Here is a 19,190-nt window from a genome sequence, read left to right as displayed (position 1 = left end):
TAAGAAAGTGCAGGGAAAGAGACGAATATTCTCGTGGAGAGTGGATAAATCCCCCGGTTGTGCCGGCCCCGCCCTCGCCTCGCTGGCCGGCCCACCCGGACCCGAGCCTGGCCCTGCGTCCCCGGCGGGTGACCGCCGAGGCTTCGCGCCAAGCCGCCGGCGATTGCCGGCCGAGGCTTATCGGGGTTCAGCCGACCCCGAGCGTCAGCCGACCCCGAGCGCCTTCAGCTTGCGATGCAGTGCTGAGCGCTCCATGCCGACGAACTCCGCGGTGCGCGAGATGTTGCCGGAGAAGCGGCTGATCTGGGCGATCAGATAATCGCGCTCGAACACCTCACGCGCCTCGCGCAGCGGCAAGCCCATGATGTGCTCGCCATTGTTGGAGGTCGGCATCGCCGGCACCATGGAGCCGACGTCCTGCGGCAGCATATCGGCGGTAATGATCGCCTCCGGGCCGCCGCCGGCCAGGATCATCACGCGCTCGACATTGTTGCGGAGCTGGCGGACGTTGCCCGGCCAGACATGCGATTGCAGCACGGCCATCGCGTCCTGTCCGATCTGCCGCTTCGGCAGGCCGGTGGCCGCCGAGATCTGGTCCATGAAATAGTCGATCAGCTCGGGGATGTCCTCGCGGCGCTCCGATAGTGGCGGCACGCGGATCGGCACCACCGAGAGACGATGATAGAGATCCTCGCGGAAACGCCCTGCCGCGATTTCCTCCTCGAGGTTGCGCGCGGTCGAGGAGATGATGCGGACGTCGACATGGACCTTGCCGGTACCGCCCTGGCGCTGGAAGGTTTGATCGACCAGCACGCGCAGGATCTTGTTCTGGGTCTCGCGCGGCATGTCCGCGATCTCGTCGATGAACAGCGTGCCGCCATGCGCTTCCTCGAGCGCGCCGGCCTTGCGCTGCTGCTCGCCGTTCGATCCCTCGATGCCGAACAGCTCGATCTCCATGCGCTCCGGCGTGATCGCGGCCGCATTGATCACCACGAACGGCCCCTCGGCGCGTCCGGAGGCGTGATGCAGCGTGCGCGCGGCGAGCTCCTTGCCGGCGCCGGAGGGACCGACGATCAGGATGCGGCTGTTGGCCTTGGCGGCGCGGTCGATGGTCTGGCGCAGCTGGTTCATGCAGGCCGAGCGGCCGGTCAGGACGCTCGCAGCCGGCGCCAGTTGCTTGAGCTCCTTCACCTCGCGCTTGAGGCGCGAGGTCTCCAGCGCGCGGGTCGCGACCAGGATCAGCCGGTCAGACTTGAACGGCTTCTCGATGAAGTCATAGGCGCCGCGCTTGATCGCTGCGACGGCGGTTTCGATGTTGCCGTGGCCGGAGATCATCACGACCGGCAGATCGGCATTGTCCTTCTTGATCTGCTCGAGCAGTTGCAGGCCGTCGAGCTTGGAGCCCTGCAGCCAGATGTCGAGGAAGACCAGGTTGGGGCGGCGGTTGGCGATCTCGGCAAGCGCCGAATCGCTGTCGCGCGCGGTGCGCGTGGAGAACCCCTCATCGTCCAGGATACCCGCAACGAGGTCGCGAATGTCAGCTTCGTCGTCGACAATCAGAATGTCACTTGCCATGGGTTACACCTGCGTTGTCAGTCGCCCGTCGCGGCTTTGATTCTTGGCTGTTGGCTTCTTGGCTCTTGTGCATTTGGCTCTTGGTTATTTGGTTCTTGCTGATCGGGTTCTTGGATTGGTCGTTGGATTTTTGGTTCATTGTTGGTCGCCTGTGCCGGGCCGTTGGTCGGCTCTTGCGGCGGATTTTTTTCGCTGTCGGGGTCGGATGATTTCACGTCCGGCTTTTGTTCCTTGCTCTCCGGTTTGGCCGCCTGGCCCGTGACGGAAAAGCGCAGCCGCATCCAGGCACCGCGCTGGCCCTCGCGGAAATCGGACGCGTCCTTGAGCTCGATGCGACCGCCATGGTCCTCCAGAACGCGACCGACGATCGCAAGTCCAAGGCCGGTGCCCTTCGCACGCGTCGTGACATAGGGCTCGAGCAGGCGCGCACGGGCGACCTTGGGCAGGCCGATGCCGTTGTCGACGACATCGATCAGGATGTCGTCGCCTTCGCGCTGCGCCACGACATCGATGCGGCCCTTGCCGAGCTCCTCGCGCGGGACCTGCTCGATCGCCTCGGTCGCGTTCTTGATGATGTTGGTCAGCGCCTGCGAGATCAGCCTGCGGTCGAACTGTGCCGGCAGCGGCGACTGCTTGATGTCGGCCTCGATGTCGAGATCCGGATGCGCGACCTTCATCAGGAACACCGCCTGGCGCACCACGTCGGCGACGTCCTCGCCTTCCATCACGGGCTTGGGCATCCGCGCAAAGCGCGAGAACTCGTCGACCATGCGCCTGATGTCGTCGACCTGGCGCACGATGGTGTCGGTGCACTGCTCGAAGATCGATTTGTCCTTCTCTTCGGTGATGGCCTTGCCGAACTTGCGGCGAATGCGCTCGGCAGAGAGCTGGATCGGGGTCAACGGGTTCTTGATCTCGTGGGCGATGCGGCGGGCGACGTCGCCCCAGGCCGAGGTGCGCTGCGCGGAGACCAGCTCGGTGATGTCGTCGAGCGTGATGATATAGCTGTCGCGGGATTGGCTGGTCTGCTCGGCCGAGACGCGAACCGACAGATTGCGCTCATTGCCGTCGCGCAGGATGGTGACCTGCCCCTGCACCAGGCGCTGGGTGCCCTCGCGCGCCGTCTTCATCATCTCGTCGAGCTCGGGCAGCACGTCCGAGAGCGGATGGCCGAGCGTCTCCGACTCGGCGTGCCCGATCAGCTTTTCGGCCGAACGATTGAGGACGCCGATGGTGCCGGAGGCGTCGACCCCGATGATCCCGGCGCTGGCCGATGACAGCACCGCCTCGATGAAGCGGCGGCGGCTGTCGATGGTCTCGCTGGCGTCGACCAGCTCGTTGCGCTGGGTGCGCAGTTCCTGGGTCATCTTGTTGAAGATTTCACCGAGCATCGCGAGGTCGCTTGCCGATTTGTGGACCGGCACCTGGACATTGAGGTTGCCGGTCGAGACCTCGCTCGCGGCGCCCATCAGCTGGCGGATCGGCGACACCAGCCCGTTGGCGAAATTCAGGCCGATCAGCACCGAAGCCATCAGGATGGTCAGCGCGATCACCGCGAACATCAGCGCGAACGCCACCTGGATGCCCAGCCGGCGGGTCTCGAGCTGGGCGTATTCGGCGGCACTGGTCTGGGTCTGCTTGAGCTGGGCGACGACAGCCGGATCGAGCAGACGCGCCACATACAGGAACATGTCGTCATAGGCCCGGAGGCGGACCACGGAGGCGACGTAGTTTTCGGGAAAGACCGAGATCTTCGGCTCGGTCTCGTTGATGTCCTTGAGGATGTCGGGTGGCGGCGCTTCATAGTTGAAGCGAACGCCGGTTTCCGCGCTGGCGACGATCTTGCCGTCCTTGTCCATCAGAACCGCGACCGGCAAATTGCGCGCCTCGGCGCCGGCGGTCAGGAGTTGCAGGAACGTCATGCGATCCTGGTCGTAGAGCGGACGTGCATGGGCGAGATCGTTGGCCATCGCCAGCGTGTCGCCGTTGATGAGCTGCGCGTGCTCCTGCATGTAGGCGCTGGCGATCGTCAGCGAGTTCTGGATCACCTGCTTGGTGGGACCCGAGAACAGCCGGTCGAGGCCGCGCTCGATGGTGACATTGGCGACGATCGACACCAGCACGGCGGGCAAGACCGCGATCACCGAGAACAGGCCGACGATCTGCACGTGCAGCCGTGCTGCCGCCCGGCCGCGCCGCCTCGCCTGCACCATCTGCCAGACTTCCCGGACGATGATGCCGACCAGCAGCAGGATCGTGGCGGCGTTGATCATCAGGAAGGAGCGGACGACGTCTGAGGTCGGCTCGATCGGGGTCAGGCCGGTCAGCACCACGAAGGTCAGGAAGGCGGACAGCAGCGCGATAGCCACGGCGAACGGCGCCAGCCAGCGCCGCAGTGGGAAGCCCCGCGCCTCTGCATTGGGCTCGGCCGCGGGCGCGTGTAACGTCGAAGCGGTGGTCTCTGCGCTGGTCATACCGGCAATTGAGCTGAGTGCGATCGCCCGCGGGAATTGCGAACTGATGCAATCATATCACAATGTTGCCGAATTGCGACATTTCCGCGGCGCGAACCGCGGTGCGGCGCCGTGTCCTCCAAAACCATTTGTGACTACTCAAAAACGGTGGCGAGGCTCGCGCCCCGCCCCGTCAGCCCTAGCCACCGCTCCGGTAGACCTGGATATCGAGGTCGCGGATCTTCTTGCGCAGCGTGTTGCGGTTCAATCCGAGCAGGTCGGCGGCCCGGATCTGGTTGCCGCGGGTCGCCGCCAGCGCGGCGGTCAGAAGCGGAATCTCGATCTCCTTCAGGATGCGGTGGTAGAGGCCCGGCGGCGGCACGCCGTTCGGGAAACCGGAGAAGTGCGAGGACAGATAGGCCTCCACGGCACCGCCGAGATTGTCGACGCCGACGGTCGCGGTGCTGCCCGAGGTGACGGCCGGCGGCGCCAGCTCGCCGTCGATGACGGAGGCGGTGATGACGTCCTGCGGATAGAGCGCGGCGAGCCGCCGGGCGAGGTTTTCCAGCTCGCGGACGTTACCCGGCCAGCGGTGCTGCTTGAGCCGCTCCAGCGCCTGGGCGTCGAGCTTCTTCGGCGGCAGACCGTCCTTCTCGGGCGAGCGAGAAGAAGTGCCGGATCAGGTCGGGCAGATCCTCGATCCGCTCGCGCAGCGGCGGCAGCCGCAGCGGCACCACGTTGAGGCGGAAGAACAGATCTTCGCGGAACAGGCCCTGCTGGATCAGGATGCGCAGATCCTTATTGGAGGCCGCGACGATGCGCACGTCGGTCTTGATCGGCGTGCGGCCGCCGACGGTGGTGTATTCGCCCTGCTGCAGCACGCGGAGCAGACGGGTCTGCGCCTCCATCGGCATGTCGCCGATCTCGTCGAGGAACAGCGTGCCGCCCTCGGCCTGCTCGAAGCGGCCGGAGGCGCGGGTGTTGGCGCCGGTGAAGGCGCCGCGCTCATGGCCGAACAATTCGGATTCGATCAGGTCGCGCGGGATCGCCGCCATGTTGACCGCGACGAACGGGCCGTTGCGGCGCCGGCCGTAATCGTGCAGCGCGCGGGCGACCAGCTCCTTGCCGGTGCCTGACTCGCCCGAGATCATCACGGTGAGATCGGTCTGCATCAGCCGCGCCAGCACGCGGTAGATCTCCTGCATCGCCGGGGAGCGGCCGACCAGCGGGATCGAGTCGAACTCGCCGTCGTCGGCGGAACTGGAGACCCGTTCCTTCGGCTCGGCCAGCGCGCGGCCGACGATGGTGATCAGCTCCTTCAGGTCGAACGGCTTCGGCAGATATTCGTAGGCGCCGCGCTCGGAGGCGCGGATCGCGGTCATGAAGGTGTTCTGCGCACTCATCACGATGACAGGCAGGTTCGGCCGCATCTTCTTGATCCGCGGCAGCAGATCGAACGCGTTCTCGTCGGGCATCACCACGTCGGTGATGACGAGATCGCCCTCGCCCTGGCTGACCCAGCGCCATAGCGTGGCGGCGTTACCGGTCAGGCGCACCTCATAGCCGGCGCGCGACAGCGCCTGGTTCAGGACGGTCCGGATGGCGGTGTCGTCGTCAGCGACAAGTATGCTACCTGCAGGCATTGTTGTTCCTCATCGTGCGCCCTGAGAGGCAGGCGAGGACGTACCCGGAACGTCATCGCGGTTGCTGTGATCGTGTTGCTTGGCGGCGCTGTACATCGGCATCAGCACGCGGAAGGTGGTCTTGCGCGGCTGCGACTCGCATTCGATGATGCCGCCGTGATCGCCGACGATCTTGGCGACCAACGCGAGGCCGAGCCCGCTGCCGGTCTGCTTGGTGGTGACGAAGGGATCGAACAGGTTCGGCAACAGGTCTTCCGGCACGCCTGAACCATTGTCCTTGACGCAGAATTCCAGCGGCAGCGAGACCCGCGATTTCTTGCCGGGCACCGACAGCCGCACGCCGGGCCGGAACGCCGTGGTGAGGTGGATCTCCGCATCGGTGCCGAGATCGGCAACCGCTTCGGCGGCGTTCTTCACGAGATTGAGGAACACCTGGATCAGCTGGTCCTGATTGGCCAGCACCGGCGGCAGCGACGGATCATAGTCCTCGATGAAGCGGACGTTGCGGGCGAAGCCGGATTGCGCCAGCCGCTTCACATGGTCGAGCACCGAATGGATGTTGACCGGGCCGCGCGCCACCGGACGGTCGTCGCCGAACACTTCCATGCGGTCGACCAGCGTGACGATGCGGTCCGCCTCGTCGCAGATCAGCCGCGTCAGCAGCCGGTCCTCGGAGGACGCCTGTTGCTCCAGGAGCTGGGCGGCGCCGCGGATGCCGGACAGCGGGTTCTTGATCTCATGGGCGAGCATCGCGGCCAGCGCGATCACCGAGCGCGCCGCGCTGCGATGGGTGAGCTGGCGGTCCATCTTGTCGGCGATGGTGCGCTCCTGCAGCATCACCACGATATGCCCGGGCCGCTCGGTCAGCGGCGCAACATGGAGATCGACCTGGCGATCGCCGCCGATCCGCGGCGTACCGAGATCGACCTTGTATTCGTTGACCGGCGAGCCGCTGGCGCGCACCTGCTCGATCAGCGCCAGCAGCGGGCTGCCGAACGGCACCAGCTCCTTCAGCGACTGCCGGCGCAGGAACTGGGTCGATATCTCGAAGAAGGACTCGGCGGCGATGTTGGCATCGACGATCCGGCCGTCGGGTGCGACCAGCAGCACCGGATTGGGCAGCGCGTTGAGGATGGCCTCGCCGTCGGTGGGCACGGGCCGGCGAAATTCCATGGCTGACGTCATGCGGCAGCACTCCAGGCAAAATCGTCGTAGGCGTCCTCGAGTGCGCGATGCACGCTGGACGGCTCCTCCGAGGTCAGGATCGCCTGCCGCCAGGTCTTCAAGGTTGCCGCCGGCGCGCAGCTATAGGCCGCAGCAGTCTCCAGCGCCCAGCCGAGATGCTTGCGCGCATGCCTGAGCCCGATACGCAGGCCATAGTGGCTGCAGACCTCGTCATAGAGCGCGCGAACATGCTTGAGCTGCTCGGCAAGCGACGGCGCAGCCTCGGCGATGCCGGTCTCGAGCCGGCGGCCGATCTGGCCGGGCAGCCAGGGCTGCCCCTGCGCGCCGGCGCCCGATCATGACGGCGTCGGCGCCCGAAATCTCCAGCGCGCCGAGCGCCTTGTCGAACGAGGTGATGTCGCCATTGACCACGACCGGGATCGTGACGGCGTCCTTGACCGCGCGCACCGCGCTCCAGTTCGCCTCGCCCTTGTAGAACTGGCAGCGCGTGCGGCCATGCACGGTGATCATCTGCACGCCTGATGCCTCGGCGCGGCGCGCCAATTCGGGCGCATTGAGCGAGCGATCGTCCCAGCCAAGTCGCATCTTCAGCGTCACCGGCACCTTGACCGCCGACAGCGTCGCCTCGATCAACGTCACCGCGTGGTCGAGGTCGCGCATCAGGGCCGAGCCTGACTGGCCGCCGGTCACGTGGCGCGCCGGGCAGCCCATGTTGATATCGATGATGTCGGCGCCGGCGCCCTCGGCGATCCGCGCGCCCTCCGCCATCCAATGGGTCTCGCAGCCGGCGAGCTGAACCACATGCGGCCCGATCCCGGCTGCCTCACAACGCAGCTTCGACATCGGCTTGCCATTCACCAGATCGTCGCTGGCGGTCATCTCGGAGACCACCAGCCCGGCGCCCAAAGTGGCGGCGAGTCGCCGGAAGGGCGCGTCGGTGATGCCGGACATGGGCGCGAGGAGAACCCGGTTGGCGACAGCAATATCGCCTATCTTCAATGGGTTACGAGGAGTACTTTGCACGCCGGTCACAGCCGTCTCGTCGTTCTGTCAGCCACGCCATTGCAGCTGACGCCGTCTATTCTGCGCACAATTCTTGTGCAGTCAAGGCTCATGCCTACAGTTTAGACATTCCTAGCATCTGTGCAAGTGCACTGCAACAAAATCTGCTTTTCCCACAGTCATTGGCAAACGCTCTGTTTTTGCGCAGCGGTCATGCTAAGGGCTGTGCGCGGCGGTCCCCGCCGCTCCCCTCATCCCCGATTCGTCTGTCACTGGTTCAACATGTCGAAGCCTGAGCGTACCGCAGCCATCCTTGTCGCAGCCGGCCGTGGACTGCGCGCCGGCGCAGGCGGACCAAAGCAGTATCGGACGATCGGCGGACAGACGGTGATCTACCGCGCTATGGAGGCGTTCTCCGGACACCCCGACGTGCTTGCGGTGCAGCCGGTGGTCAATCCCGATGATGCGGCGCTGTTCGACGAAGCGGTCGCAGGCCTCCGCCACCAACCGCCGACGCCGGGCGGCGCGACCCGGCAGGCCTCGGTCCATGCCGGGCTCGAGGCGCTCGCCAGCGAGAAACCCGACATCGTACTGATCCACGATGCCGCGCGCCCCTTCGTCACCGCGGCCGTGATCTCGCGCGCGATCGCCGCGGCCGGCCGGACCGGTGCTGCGATCCCCGTGATTCCCGTCACCGACACAATCAAGGTCACCGGTGATACCGGCGATGTCGAGGCGACGCCGGAGCGCGCCCGCTTGCGGATCGCGCAGACCCCACAGGCATTTCGTTTCGACGTAATATTGGAGGCGCATCGTCGTGCCGCCCGCGAGGGCCGCAGCGATTTCACCGACGATGCCGCGCTTGCTGAATGGGCGGGATTGACCGTTGCGACGTTTGAAGGCGATGCTGCCAACATGAAACTCACCACACCCGAAGATTTCGTGCGCGAGGAAGCGCGGCTTGCGAGCCAGCTCGGCGATATCAGGACCGGCACCGGCTACGACGTGCACGCCTTTGGCGACGGCGACCATGTCATGATCTGCGGTGTGCGCGTGCCGCACAGCAAAGGATTCCTGGCCCATTCCGACGGCGATGTCGGGCTGCATGCGCTGGTCGACGCGATCCTCGGCGCGCTGGCCGACGGCGACATCGGCTCGCATTTCCCGCCGAGCGACGCCAAGTGGAAAGGTGCCTCCTCCGACCAGTTCCTGAAATACGCCGTCGAGCGCGTCACCGCGCGCGGTGGCCGGATCGCCAATCTCGAGGTGACGCTGATCTGCGAGCGGCCGAAGATCGGGCCGCTGCGTGATACCATGCGGGCGAAGATCGCGGAGATCTCCGGCGTTCACATCTCGCGCGTGGCGGTCAAGGCCACCACCAGCGAGCGGCTCGGCTTCACCGGCCGTGAGGAAGGCATTGCAGCAACCGCAAGCGCCACGGTCCGTTTGCCCTGGGACGACAAAGGTTGGGACGAAAAAGGCTGGGGTGCCTGACATGGGCGGCAGCGACGCTCGTGCCCTCTCCCGCGCGCTGCTCGACCTGTGCCGGATGCGCAAGCTGACCATCGCGACCGCCGAGTCCTGCACCGGCGGTCTGGTCGCCGGCGCGCTCACCGACATCCCCGGCTCTTCCGACGTGATCGATCGTGGCTTCGTCACCTATTCGAACGAGGCCAAGCGGGTGATGCTCGGCGTCAAGGCGGCGACACTGGAGACGTTCGGCGCGGTGAGCAAGGAAACCGCGACCGCGATGGCGATCGGCGCACTGGAAAAGGCCGGCGTCGACCTTGCGGTCTCGATCACCGGGATCGCGGGCCCCGGCGGCGCGACGCCGGGCAAACCGGTCGGGCTGGTGCACTTCGCCGTCGCCGCGCGCGACGGCCGCATCCTTCACCGTGAGCAGCGATTTGGCGCGATCGGCCGCAGCACGGTGCGGCAGCGCTCGGTGGTCGAGGCGCTGCGCATGCTGATGGAGCTTGCACGCCCGCCGCAGGCCGCAAAGCCGCGCCGCGAGGCTACCAGCCGATTACGGCCGCGCGTGGCCCGTTCGCCGCGAAGCCACGCCGCGAAACGCCGGCGGCCGCCACGCGGATAGGCCTACGCAAGTCGAATCGCGCGAAGGCCAATCTCCTCACACCCCTGTGTCAACTGCGACCCAGTGCCGCCTATCTCAGGTGGAACTGCGAGGTCGCTTCGCCGTTTTCTATTGTTCCAACTCTGCTGTTTGAATTGTTTGTCCAAGCAGCAAAATCCCACAACAAGGAGAAATGATGAAGTTGGGAACTTTGGTCGTGGCCGCAATCACCTCAGGCGCCATGACGCTGTCGACTATTGCCCCCTCGTTCGCCGCACCGCTCGCGCCCGCGCGGTTGCAGGACCGGCCGACCTCCGTCGAGCACGTGCAGTATCGTCACTGGCATGGCGGCCCGCGTCACGGTTACCGCGGTGGCTACTACGGTCATCGCCATGGCGGTGGTGGAAACGGCGCGGCGATCATCGGCGGGCTTGCAGCCGGCGCGATCATCGGCGGCGCCATCGCGGCGAGCCAGGCCAAGGCCAACAACGACGCCTATTGCTCCCAGCGTTTCCGCTCCTACGACCCGGCTTCGGGCACCTACATCGCGTCGGGCGGCGTGCGGCGTTCCTGCCCGTAACGAAGCGCAAAGGGGCATACCGCTGAAGGCGACGATGCCCCTTCTCCCTCCCCGTCATTGCGAGGAGCGACAGCGACGAAGCAATCCATCTTTCTGCGTATGCGGTGCTGTGGATTGCTCACATGGGGATTTGGTGTGTCAAGATTTATGGTCAGCTCTTTGTTCGATTTTCGGGCCAGCTCTTCGTCCCGACCATGGGCCGGTTTGGAAGGCGCGCGCAGATCAGGTCAAGACCGGCCCGGCAGGGCCGCCGCGAAGCGGCTTGGTCTTGAGCTGAGCGAGCACGCCTTCAGGCTCGTCGGGTCGGGAAGTGCGGCGTGAACTCCTCCTATGTTCGGCGATCCAAGGGTCGAGCCAGTTCGGGCAATCTGGTTTGCATGCCAGATCAAACTCACATTCGGTCGTCGCTCGGTGGCGACTGCACCAACATTCCGCTTGCGGCGGGCAGGCTCGAGAGGACGGGACCATTCTTCGTTGCGGCGTTTGAAGCCATGCAATCCATCGGTTCGTCCGCCCGGATCGGCCGAGGCTGATCAACCTCGGCAGATTGGTTTTAAGCTTGCAGGAAGCCACGCATCAGGCGGCCTTCATCTCGGCCCCCTCGATCACGACGCCGGCGGTCACGTATTTCCACAGTGCCACGAGCAGCTTGCGGGCCAGCGCCACGATCGCGCGCGCTTGCGGCCGCACTGCGCCTTGAACCATTGGGTCAGCGCCGATTGCGGCTGGTGGCGCACCCAGAGCCAAGCGAGCTGGATCATCGTGGTTCTCAGGCGCGGATTGCCGGCTTTCGACACGCCTTGCTCGCGCTCGATCCCACCACTGCGCCAGGGCGTCGGCGCAAGTCCGACATAAGATGCGACCTGACGGCGGTTGGCGAACTGCCGCCAGAAGGCTTCCGACCACAGAACGGCAGCGAAGTTCGAGCCCAAACTCTTCAGACCGAGCAGCATCGCAACCGGGGTCGATGCAGCCTTCCCGCCCGACGGCTTGCTCGCGGCCAGCAACGCATCCTGCTCGCGCTCCACCGCCGCAATCTGCTCCAGCAGCAGTTCGAGCCGGTCGAGCTCACGGTCGATCTGCGCCTTCAGATGCGGCAGTAATGCGCGCCCGTCTCCAGTCCGCAAGGCCTCCAGCCGCTTCCGTCGATCCCGCCGCAACGGCGCATAACCCGATATCCCTTGCGCGAACAGAAGACCCTTGATCCGGTTCACATGCTCGACCCGCTCCGCGATCAATGTCCTCCGTTCGCGGCACAGCCGGCGGCGATCCTCCTCTTCGGGAGAGGGAGCAACAACCATGGCGCAGACCCGAGGCTCGCCGCGCTTGTAGGCCAGAAGCGTCCGCAACAGTGTCTCCCCATCCAGCCTGTCCGTCTTGGCTCGCTGGCGCCGGCGCGGCGTCGCAATCGAGGCCGGATCCACCACATGGCTCTCAATGCCTTCCTGCTGCAGGGCCCGGTGAAGCCAGAACCCATCCAGCCCCGCCTCCTGGATGGTGATGATCGGATAACTCTCGCCCGTGCGCGCCTGCGCCTTGCGCTTCAGCTCCGCGAACAGCTTCAGCAGTTCCGCAAGATCGCCGGCCACCACGCTGTGTTTGGACATCTTCTCGCCTTTGCCCGGCGAAAGCGAGGTGACCAGCCAAGTCGAACGGCTCAGTTCCAATGACGCGAAAATTGCGCCAAACTGAGTGCGGATAGCGGCCAGTTTGTCGGAAGGATGATCGAGCAACATCGTCGTCTCCAGGTTGAATGGGTGCAACCTCAGTCTGGCCTCAGACTTGGTCGCTATCCACTCCCCATGGAATCTTCGCTCCGCTCGCAATGACGGATGGGTCTACGACACGGCCGGCTTGCCGTAGACCTGGTCGGCGCGCTTCTCGAACGCGGCGGCAAAGCGCGAGAATGCGGCGTCGAACATCGAGCCCATCAGCATCGCCAGCATCCGGCTCTTGAACTCGTAATTGAGGAAAAAGCCGACATCGCATTCGGTCTCCGACTTCGGCTCGAAGCTCCAGCGGTTCTCCAGATTGCTGAACGGGCCGCGCAGATATTCGACCAGGATCTTCAGGTTGGGCCGGTCGAGCGTCACCTTGCTGGTGAAGGTTTCGCGCACCAACTTGAACGAGACCGTCATGTCGGCCACCACGACCTCGGTACCGTCGTCCTTGGGCGTCCGCTGGCGGATCTTGAGCGCCTGGCACAGCGGCACGAATTCCGGATAGCGCTCGACGTCGGCGACCAGATCGAACATTTGAGGTGCGGTGTGGCGGACCCGCCGCTTGCTTGAGAATCGTGGCATCAGTGGATACTCGCACGGTTTTGCTTCAGTGCGAGGCGCTTCAGATAATCGTCCGCCTGGGTCCGATCGGTGAAGCACACCAGCGATTGATCGGCGCGCAAGCCCGAAAAATATTCGATCAGCTTCGGCCGCTGCTGCTGGCGATAGGTCCAGACATAGCGGAAGAATTCGAGATCGATCTTCTCCGGGCAGCCTTCCGCCATCTCGGGGCGAACCTGGCCATAGCTGCCGGCGATCCGCCCCAGGATTCCGAGCATGCAGGTCAGCCGCGGCAGGTCGAACCAGATGATCGTATCGGAGAGCTGCCGGCGCAGTTCACCTGCGCCGCTCTTCATGTAGTTCCCATCCATGATCCAGCGCGGCGCTTGCGTAACCTCGACCATGCGCCGCTCGAATTCATCCTTGTCGGACTCGACCCAGCCCGGCTTCCAGAACAGCGCGTCGATCGACACAGTCGGGATGCCCGTCATGGCGGAGAGCCGTCGTGCAAAGGTCGACTTACCGGACCCCGACGATCCCATCACCAGAACGCGTTGCATTGGTCCAGTCCAAGGCTCGATCAAGCAACGGCGCGTAATGGCGCCGGCTCACCGCCGTTTACAAAATCTAGCGGCCGCGAGCCGTGCGCGCCGCCTGCAGCTTCGCAAAATCCTCGCCGGCATGATGCGACGAGCGCGTCAGCGGACTCGCCGACACCATCAGAAAACCCTTGGTATAGGCGACACGCTCGTAGCCCGCGAATTCGTCCGGCGTCACGTAGCGCATCACGGCGTGATGCTTGCGCGTCGGCTGCAGGTACTGGCCGATGGTCAGGAAATCGACCTCGGCCGAGCGCAGGTCGTCCATCACCTGCAGCACCTCGTGCCGTTCCTCGCCGAGGCCGACCATGATGCCCGACTTGGTGAAGATGGTGGGGTCCATCTCCTTGACCCGCTGCAGCAACCGGATCGAATGGAAATAGCGGGCACCGGGACGGACCGTCAGATAGCGCGACGGCACGGTTTCCAGATTGTGGTTGAAGACGTCGGGCTTGGCCGCGACCACGCGCTCGAGCGCGCCGTCCTTGCGCAGGAAGTCCGGCGTCAGGATCTCGATCGTGGTGGTCGGGCAGCGCGCGCGGATGGCCCGGATGGTCTCTGCAAAATGCTCGGCACCGCCGTCGGCGAGATCGTCGCGATCCACCGATGTGATCACGACATGGGTCAGACCCAGCTTCGAGACCGCCTCAGCGACGTATTCGGGCTCATGGGCATCGAGCGCGCCGGGCATGCCGGTCTTGACGTTGCAGAACGCACAGGCACGGGTGCAGGTGTCACCCATGATCATGAAGGTGGCGTGCTTCTTGTCCCAGCATTCGCCGATGTTGGGGCAGCCCGCCTCCTCGCACACCGTGACGAGGCCGTTCTCCTTCACGATCCGCCGTGTATCGGCATAGCCGCGCGTGTTCGGCGCGCGGACGCGGATCCAGTCCGGCTTCGGCGGCGACACGGCATCCGGCCGGTTCACCTTTTCGGGGTGGCGCGGGCGGAGCTGAGTGGTGGAAATGATGTCGACGATGGTGACCATTTGTGCCTGCAAGTCGCGAGAGGCCATAGCTAATCGGTGTTGACGCGGCTCGCAACCCGCCCTGCGACCCTAGCAGATCAGCCCATATATTGGCAGTCTTGCGGTCCGTTCCACGCCGATTCCCACCTCAAAATGGCTCAAAAACCCCGATCGACCCGTGCGACCGCGCCGCGCCTCGGCAAAGCTCTGAAACGCGCCTTCTTCGATCGCAGCGTCCACGAGGTCGCGGCCGACCTGATCGGCGCGACCTTCCTGGTCGGCGGCGTCGGCGGCATCATCACCGAGGTCGAGGCCTACCATCACGCACCGAGCCGGCGGCCCACTCGTTCAACGGACCGACCCCGCGCAACCAGATCATGTTCGGCCCGCCGGGCTTCTCCTATGTCTACCGCTCCTACGGCATCCATTGGTGCGTCAACTTCGTCTGCGAGGCGCCGGGCTCGGCCAGCGCCGTGCTGATCCGCGCGCTCGAGCCGACCCACGGGCTCGCCGCGATGCGCCGGCGGCGCGGGCTGGAGGATGAGCGCGCCTTGTGCTCGGGGCCCGGCAAGCTCTGCGAGGCGCTCGGCATCACCATCGCGCACAGCGAATTGCCGCTCGACCGCCCGCCGATCGCGCTCCACGCGCGGACCGAGACGCCCGACATCGTCACCGGATTGCGGATCGGCATCACGAAAGCCGTCGACCTGCCCTGGCGCTACGGGCTGAAGGGATCGAAATTCCTCAGCAAGCGGTTCTGAGCGTCGCAGCGTCGCCCGCTATGACGCCTTCTTCAACAGCTCGATCGCCTCGAGAATCTTGGCGCGGCGCTCCGTTGCGGCCGCGCGCTTTTCCTTCTCTTCCTCGACAAGTTCTTCCGGCGCGTTGGCGACGAACTTCTCGTTGGAGAGTTTGGCGTCGACCCGCTTGATGTCCGCGTCGGCCTTGCCGAGCTCCTTCTCCAGCCGCGCGCGTTCGGCCGCAAGATCGATCACGCCCTTCAGCGGCAGCGCGACGACTTCGCCGCGCACAAGCAGCTGCATGGCGCCTTCCGGCGCGGCGTCTGCGAAGGAAATCTCCGACAATCGCGCGAGGCGCTTGATGGTGTCGTTCCAGCGTTGGGCACGGTCCCGCGTCTCGTCGGAGGTGGTCACGATCACCAGCGGTGTCAGCGTCGACGGCGGGATGTTCATTTCCGCCTTCACCGACCGCATCGCGGTCACGAGATCGACCACCCAGCCGATCTCGGCTTCGGCTGCGGGATCGCTGAACTCGTCGGCGTCGAGCGCGGCAATCACCGGCGGAATGATCGGATCGACCACCGGACCTGCGGTTGCGATTGCCGCCAGCTGCTCCCCGGTCACGCCCGACTTGCGCGGCCAGGGCGCCAGCACCAGGAGGCCGTCGCGCTTCGCGGTGACGGCCCACAGCTCTTCGGTGATGAAGGGCATGAACGGATGCAGCAGCTTGAGGATCTCGTCGCGGGTCCAGGCGATCATGGCGCGGGTCTCGGCCTTGGCCGCGCCCTCCTCGCCCATCAGTACCGGCTTTGCGAGCTCGAGATACCAGTCGCAGAACACGTTCCAGACGAAGCGGTAGATCGCGCCGGCCGCATCGTTGAAGCGATGATCCTCGATCGTCTCGGTCACCTCGCGGGTGACGCGCCAGGTCTCGTGCGCGATCCAGCGGTTCAAGGTCTCCTTGGCGCCCTTCGGATCGAAGCCGTCCGGCTTCACGCACTCGTTCATTTCGGCGAAGCGGCAGGCGTTCCAGAACTTGGTCGCGAAGTTGCGGTTGGTCTCGACCAGATGCGGAGACAGGCGAATGTCATGGCCCTGCGCCGCCTCGCGGGTCAGCGCGAAGCGCAGCGCGTCGGCGCCGAAATCGTCGATCACGCCGAGCGGGTCGATGACATTGCCCTTCGACTTCGACATCTTCGCGCCCTTCTCGTCACGGACGAGACGGTGGATGTAGACGGTCGAGAACGGCGCCTCCTTCATGAAGTGGAGGCCCATCATCATCATGCGGGCGACCCAGAAGAAGATGATGTCGAAGCCCGTGACCAGCGTATTGGTCGGGTAGTAGCGCGCGACCTCCGGCGTGTCGTCCGGCCAGCCCAGCGTCGAGAACGGCCACAGCGCCGACGAGAACCAGGTGTCGAGCACGTCCTCGTCACGCGTGATGAAGCCCTCGCGCTTTGCGGGGTCGACCGCCATGTCGTGGCCCTGCTCCGGCGTGATGACTTCCTGCTCGACGTAGTAGCCGAGCGCGTTGCCGACTGCCTCTTCCTCGGTCTCGGCAACGAACACCTTGCCGTCGGGCCCGTACCAGGCGGGGATCTGATGGCCCCACCAGAGCTGGCGCGAGATGCACCAGGGCTGGATGTTCTCCATCCACTCGAAATAGGTCTTTTCCCAGTTCTTCGGCACGAACGTGGTTTCGCCCGAGCGCACCGCCGCGATCGCCGGCTGCGCCAGCGTCTTGGCGTCGACATACCACTGGTCGGTGAGGTACGGCTCGATCACGACATTGGAGCGGTCGCCATGCGGCACCATGTGGATGTTGGGCTCGATCCGCTCGAGGAAACCGAACTCCTCCAACCTTGCGACGATCTTCTTGCGCGCGGCGAAGCGCTCGATGCCGTGAAACTCTGCCGCGAATTCGTCGGCGCCCGCCGGCAGGCCGCGCAGGTAGTCCTCGTTGCCGGTGAGATTCAGGCAGCCTTCCTGGTCCAGCACGCTGATCTGCTGCAGGCCATGACGCTTGCCGATCTCGAAATCGTTGAAGTCGTGCGCCGGCGTCACCTTGACCGCGCCCGAGCCCTTCTCCGGATCGGAATAGTCGTCGGCGACGATCGGAATCTTGCGGCCGACCAGCGGCAGGATGACGTGCTTGCCGACCAGATCGGTGTAGCGCTCGTCGTCCGGATGCACCGCGACCGCGGTGTCGCCGAGCATCGTCTCCGGACGCGTGGTCGCGACCACGATGAACGATTTCGGGTCGTCGGGGCTGAAGGTGCGGCCCTCGATCGGATAGCGCAGGTACCAGAGATGGCCCCTGACCTCGACCTGCTGCACTTCGAGATCGGAGATCGCGGTGAGCAGCTTCGGGTCCCAATTGACCAGGCGCTTGTCCTTGTAGATCAGGCCCTGGCGGTGCAACTCGACGAACACCTTGACGACGGCACGCGACAGGCCCTCGTCCATGGTGAAGCGCTCGCGCGACCAGTCGCAGGAGGCGCCGAGGCGCTTGAGCTGGTTGACGATGGTGCCGCCGCTCTCGGCCTTCCACTGCCAGACCCGCTCGAGGAACTTGGCGCGGCCCATGTCGCGCCGGCCCGGCTCCTGCCGTTCCATCAGCTGACGCTCGACCACCATCTGGGTGGCGATGCCGGCATGGTCGGTTCCGGGCTGCCACAACACGTCGCGACCGCGCATCCGCTCGAAGCGGCACAGGATGTCCTGCAGCGTGTTGTTGAGCGCATGGCCCATGTGCAGCGAGCCGGTCACGTTCGGCGGCGGGATCACGATGGTGAAAGGCGCGGCGTCCTTGCGCTCGGGCCGGCCGGCCTTGAACGCACCGCTCTCCTCCCAGAGCTGGGCCATTCGGAGCTCGATATCGGCAGGCTGGTAGTTTTTCTCGATCATGACAATGCGCTGTGGACCATGGGGAAAGGGTAGAAAGCCGCCGGAGCGCACCGAGTCAACCGGACCGGCACGTCAAAACGGCATTGAGAGCGTTTTCGGGCGAAGTGGACACCGGTTCGCGTGAAGAAAACACGTCGAAACAGGGAACTGGCGTTTCGGGTCTGATCCTATCAGAACCGAAACTCTGGGGCATTTGGGGGCTGAATGAGGGCTGCCAAGCCCCCTGCGGCAGGAGCTACCGCCGGCGGTGGGGGCTAACGCCCGCGGGAGACCCGCTCGATCTCGGCCTTGACGATCCGCTCGACCAGCCCCGGCAGATTGTCGTCCAGCCAGGACTTCAGCATCGGTCGCAGCATCTCCTTGACTAGATCCTCCAGCGTCCGAGCATTGTTGCTCAGCACGGTGTTGGCCAGCGAGTTGAAGGCGGATTCGACCGCCCGCATCGTGGTTCCCGAGATGATCTGCTGCATCGGCGCCGTTTCGATTGCCGGCGGTTCTCGCTCTCGAACCGGTTCTCGCATGGGCTCCGGCGCCCGGGTGCGCGCTTCCGTGAACTCGACATCGTCCTGCGGCTCGACCTTGCGGAACGATGGCGTGGCCGCCGGCTCCGGCAGCGCCATGTCGTCAGTGAGCTCGAATACGTCGGCTTCGGGCTGCGGCGACGGCCGGATCTCGGCCTGCGGGCGTCGCCTCGTCGAGGCTGGCGAGCAGCGAGTCGATGTCGTCCTGACTGTTGCTGGCCGGTGCTGGTGCAGGCGGCGGTGATTTCGGCGCTGCCGCGGCGGGCTTCGCGGCCGGGGGCGCTGCGGGTGGCGGGCTCTTCATCGCGGGCTTGACTGCTGGCGGAGGCGGCTCGACCTTCGGCGGCGGCGTAGCGGCAGCAGGTTTCTCGGCCGCGGCCGGCTTCGCCTCGTCGTCGGCAATGATGCGACGGATCGACGCCAGAATCTCCTCCATCGAGGGCTCTTGGACCTTCGCAGGTTGCGTCATCTCCGACTCCACATCGAAACTTATTTTACATCAAGCCCGAGAGGATTCGCCGGTTCCGATGAAGCAGGCGGAGATTTTCATTGCTCCCGCCCGACTTGTCCCCAGATCAAGCCCGCCCGAGGCTTTGTGCAAGCTTCGTGTCGCCCAATGCAGCGTGATCACAGGTGGCGTCGCCCCTGCCATCACGCAACGC

General features: G+C 65.3%; 10 protein-coding genes and 5 pseudogenes. 4 read left to right on the top strand and 11 right to left on the bottom strand.

Annotated elements, in window-relative coordinates; all coding sequences use genetic code 11:
* Positions 1–204: 204 nt before the first annotated feature.
* From ntrX to dusB, 5 genes and pseudogenes are all read right to left on the bottom strand, one after another.
* The gene (gene ntrX, locus ACVWW1_RS09985) at positions 205–1,575 is read right to left on the bottom strand and encodes a nitrogen assimilation response regulator NtrX (RefSeq protein ID WP_028331957.1); all 1,371 of its coding nucleotides are present in this window, start codon (positions 1,573–1,575) and stop codon (positions 205–207) included.
* Positions 1,576–1,592: 17 nt separating this feature from the next.
* Positions 1,593–4,049 (bottom strand): ATP-binding protein, encoded by a 2,457-nt coding sequence (locus ACVWW1_RS09980; RefSeq protein WP_456655646.1) that lies wholly within the window; start codon positions 4,047–4,049, stop codon positions 1,593–1,595.
* A gap of 178 nt (positions 4,050–4,227) precedes the next feature.
* Positions 4,228–5,671, bottom strand: a pseudogene (gene ntrC, locus ACVWW1_RS09975) (nitrogen regulation protein NR(I)).
* A gap of 9 nt (positions 5,672–5,680) precedes the next feature.
* Positions 5,681–6,856 (bottom strand): two-component system sensor histidine kinase NtrB, encoded by a 1,176-nt coding sequence (locus tag ACVWW1_RS09970; protein ID WP_176531356.1) that lies wholly within the window; start codon positions 6,854–6,856, stop codon positions 5,681–5,683.
* Positions 6,853–7,807, bottom strand: a pseudogene (dusB, locus tag ACVWW1_RS09965) (tRNA dihydrouridine synthase DusB). Before dusB ends, ACVWW1_RS09970 begins: the two are co-directional and overlap by 4 nt.
* A gap of 333 nt (positions 7,808–8,140) precedes the next feature.
* Between dusB and ACVWW1_RS09960 the strand changes: the two are divergent.
* From ACVWW1_RS09960 to ACVWW1_RS09950, 3 genes are all read left to right on the top strand, one after another.
* Positions 8,141–9,352: a bifunctional 2-C-methyl-D-erythritol 4-phosphate cytidylyltransferase/2-C-methyl-D-erythritol 2,4-cyclodiphosphate synthase gene (locus ACVWW1_RS09960; RefSeq protein WP_456655645.1), complete on the top strand. Its 1,212-nt coding sequence runs from the start codon at positions 8,141–8,143 to the stop codon at positions 9,350–9,352.
* Between the two features lies 1 nt (position 9,353).
* Positions 9,354–9,953 carry a CinA family protein gene (locus tag ACVWW1_RS09955; protein ID WP_456655644.1) on the top strand — a complete coding sequence of 200 codons (600 nt, stop codon included), beginning with the start codon at positions 9,354–9,356 and terminating at the stop codon, positions 9,951–9,953.
* Between the two features lie 172 nt (positions 9,954–10,125).
* A complete protein-coding gene (locus ACVWW1_RS09950) occupies positions 10,126–10,512 on the top strand; it encodes a BA14K family protein (RefSeq protein ID WP_092114492.1) in 387 nt (128 codons plus the stop codon).
* A gap of 576 nt (positions 10,513–11,088) precedes the next feature.
* On the opposite strand, the pseudogene ACVWW1_RS09945 reads toward ACVWW1_RS09950, so the two are convergent.
* The 4 genes and pseudogenes from ACVWW1_RS09945 to lipA all read right to left on the bottom strand — a co-directional run bounded on the left by ACVWW1_RS09945 (position 11,089) and on the right by lipA (position 14,381).
* Positions 11,089–12,248: pseudogene (locus ACVWW1_RS09945) on the bottom strand (IS110 family RNA-guided transposase).
* 102 nt (positions 12,249–12,350) lie between these two features.
* A complete protein-coding gene (locus tag ACVWW1_RS09940; protein ID WP_456655643.1) occupies positions 12,351–12,815 on the bottom strand; it encodes a type II toxin-antitoxin system RatA family toxin in 465 nt (154 codons plus the stop codon).
* On the bottom strand, positions 12,815–13,354 hold the full coding sequence (locus ACVWW1_RS09935) for a DNA topology modulation protein (RefSeq protein ID WP_456655642.1): 540 nt from the start codon (positions 13,352–13,354) through the stop codon (positions 12,815–12,817). Before ACVWW1_RS09935 ends, ACVWW1_RS09940 begins: the two co-directional genes overlap by 1 nt.
* A gap of 67 nt (positions 13,355–13,421) precedes the next feature.
* Positions 13,422–14,381, bottom strand: coding sequence for a lipoyl synthase (gene lipA / locus ACVWW1_RS09930; protein WP_456655641.1), 960 nt, complete (start codon positions 14,379–14,381; stop codon positions 13,422–13,424).
* A 132-nt stretch (positions 14,382–14,513) separates the two neighbouring features.
* Between lipA and ACVWW1_RS09925 the strand changes: the two are divergent.
* Positions 14,514–15,121 (top strand): annotated as a pseudogene (locus tag ACVWW1_RS09925) (DNA-3-methyladenine glycosylase).
* 18 nt (positions 15,122–15,139) lie between these two features.
* On the opposite strand, the gene ACVWW1_RS09920 reads toward ACVWW1_RS09925, so the two are convergent.
* Positions 15,140–18,007 carry a valine--tRNA ligase gene (locus ACVWW1_RS09920; protein WP_456655640.1) on the bottom strand — a complete coding sequence of 956 codons (2,868 nt, stop codon included), beginning with the start codon at positions 18,005–18,007 and terminating at the stop codon, positions 15,140–15,142.
* 254 nt (positions 18,008–18,261) lie between these two features.
* Positions 18,262–18,997 (bottom strand): annotated as a pseudogene (locus ACVWW1_RS09915) (PopZ family protein).
* Positions 18,998–19,190 lie beyond the last annotated feature (193 nt).

The sequence above is a fragment of the Bradyrhizobium sp. JR3.5 genome (assembly GCF_054057015.1).
Note: the sequence above shows the minus strand (reverse complement) of the source record. Positions and strands in the feature narration are given on the sequence as shown.

Bases quoted from the DNA above. Each gene is read 5' to 3' on its own strand.
- ntrX (WP_028331957.1), bottom strand. From the start codon at position 1,575: ATGGCAAGTGACATTCTGATTGTCGACGACGAAGCTGACATTCGCGAC.
- ACVWW1_RS09980 (WP_456655646.1), bottom strand. From the start codon at position 4,049: ATGACCAGCGCAGAGACCACCGCTTCGACGTTACACGCGCCCGCGGCC.
- ACVWW1_RS09970 (WP_176531356.1), bottom strand. From the start codon at position 6,856: ATGACGTCAGCCATGGAATTTCGCCGGCCCGTGCCCACCGACGGCGAG.
- ACVWW1_RS09960 (WP_456655645.1), top strand. From the start codon at position 8,141: ATGTCGAAGCCTGAGCGTACCGCAGCCATCCTTGTCGCAGCCGGCCGT.
- ACVWW1_RS09955 (WP_456655644.1), top strand. From the start codon at position 9,354: ATGGGCGGCAGCGACGCTCGTGCCCTCTCCCGCGCGCTGCTCGACCTG.
- ACVWW1_RS09950 (WP_092114492.1), top strand. From the start codon at position 10,126: ATGATGAAGTTGGGAACTTTGGTCGTGGCCGCAATCACCTCAGGCGCC.
- ACVWW1_RS09940 (WP_456655643.1), bottom strand. From the start codon at position 12,815: ATGCCACGATTCTCAAGCAAGCGGCGGGTCCGCCACACCGCACCTCAA.
- ACVWW1_RS09935 (WP_456655642.1), bottom strand. From the start codon at position 13,354: ATGCAACGCGTTCTGGTGATGGGATCGTCGGGGTCCGGTAAGTCGACC.
- lipA (WP_456655641.1), bottom strand. From the start codon at position 14,381: ATGGTCACCATCGTCGACATCATTTCCACCACTCAGCTCCGCCCGCGC.
- ACVWW1_RS09920 (WP_456655640.1), bottom strand. From the start codon at position 18,007: ATGATCGAGAAAAACTACCAGCCTGCCGATATCGAGCTCCGAATGGCC.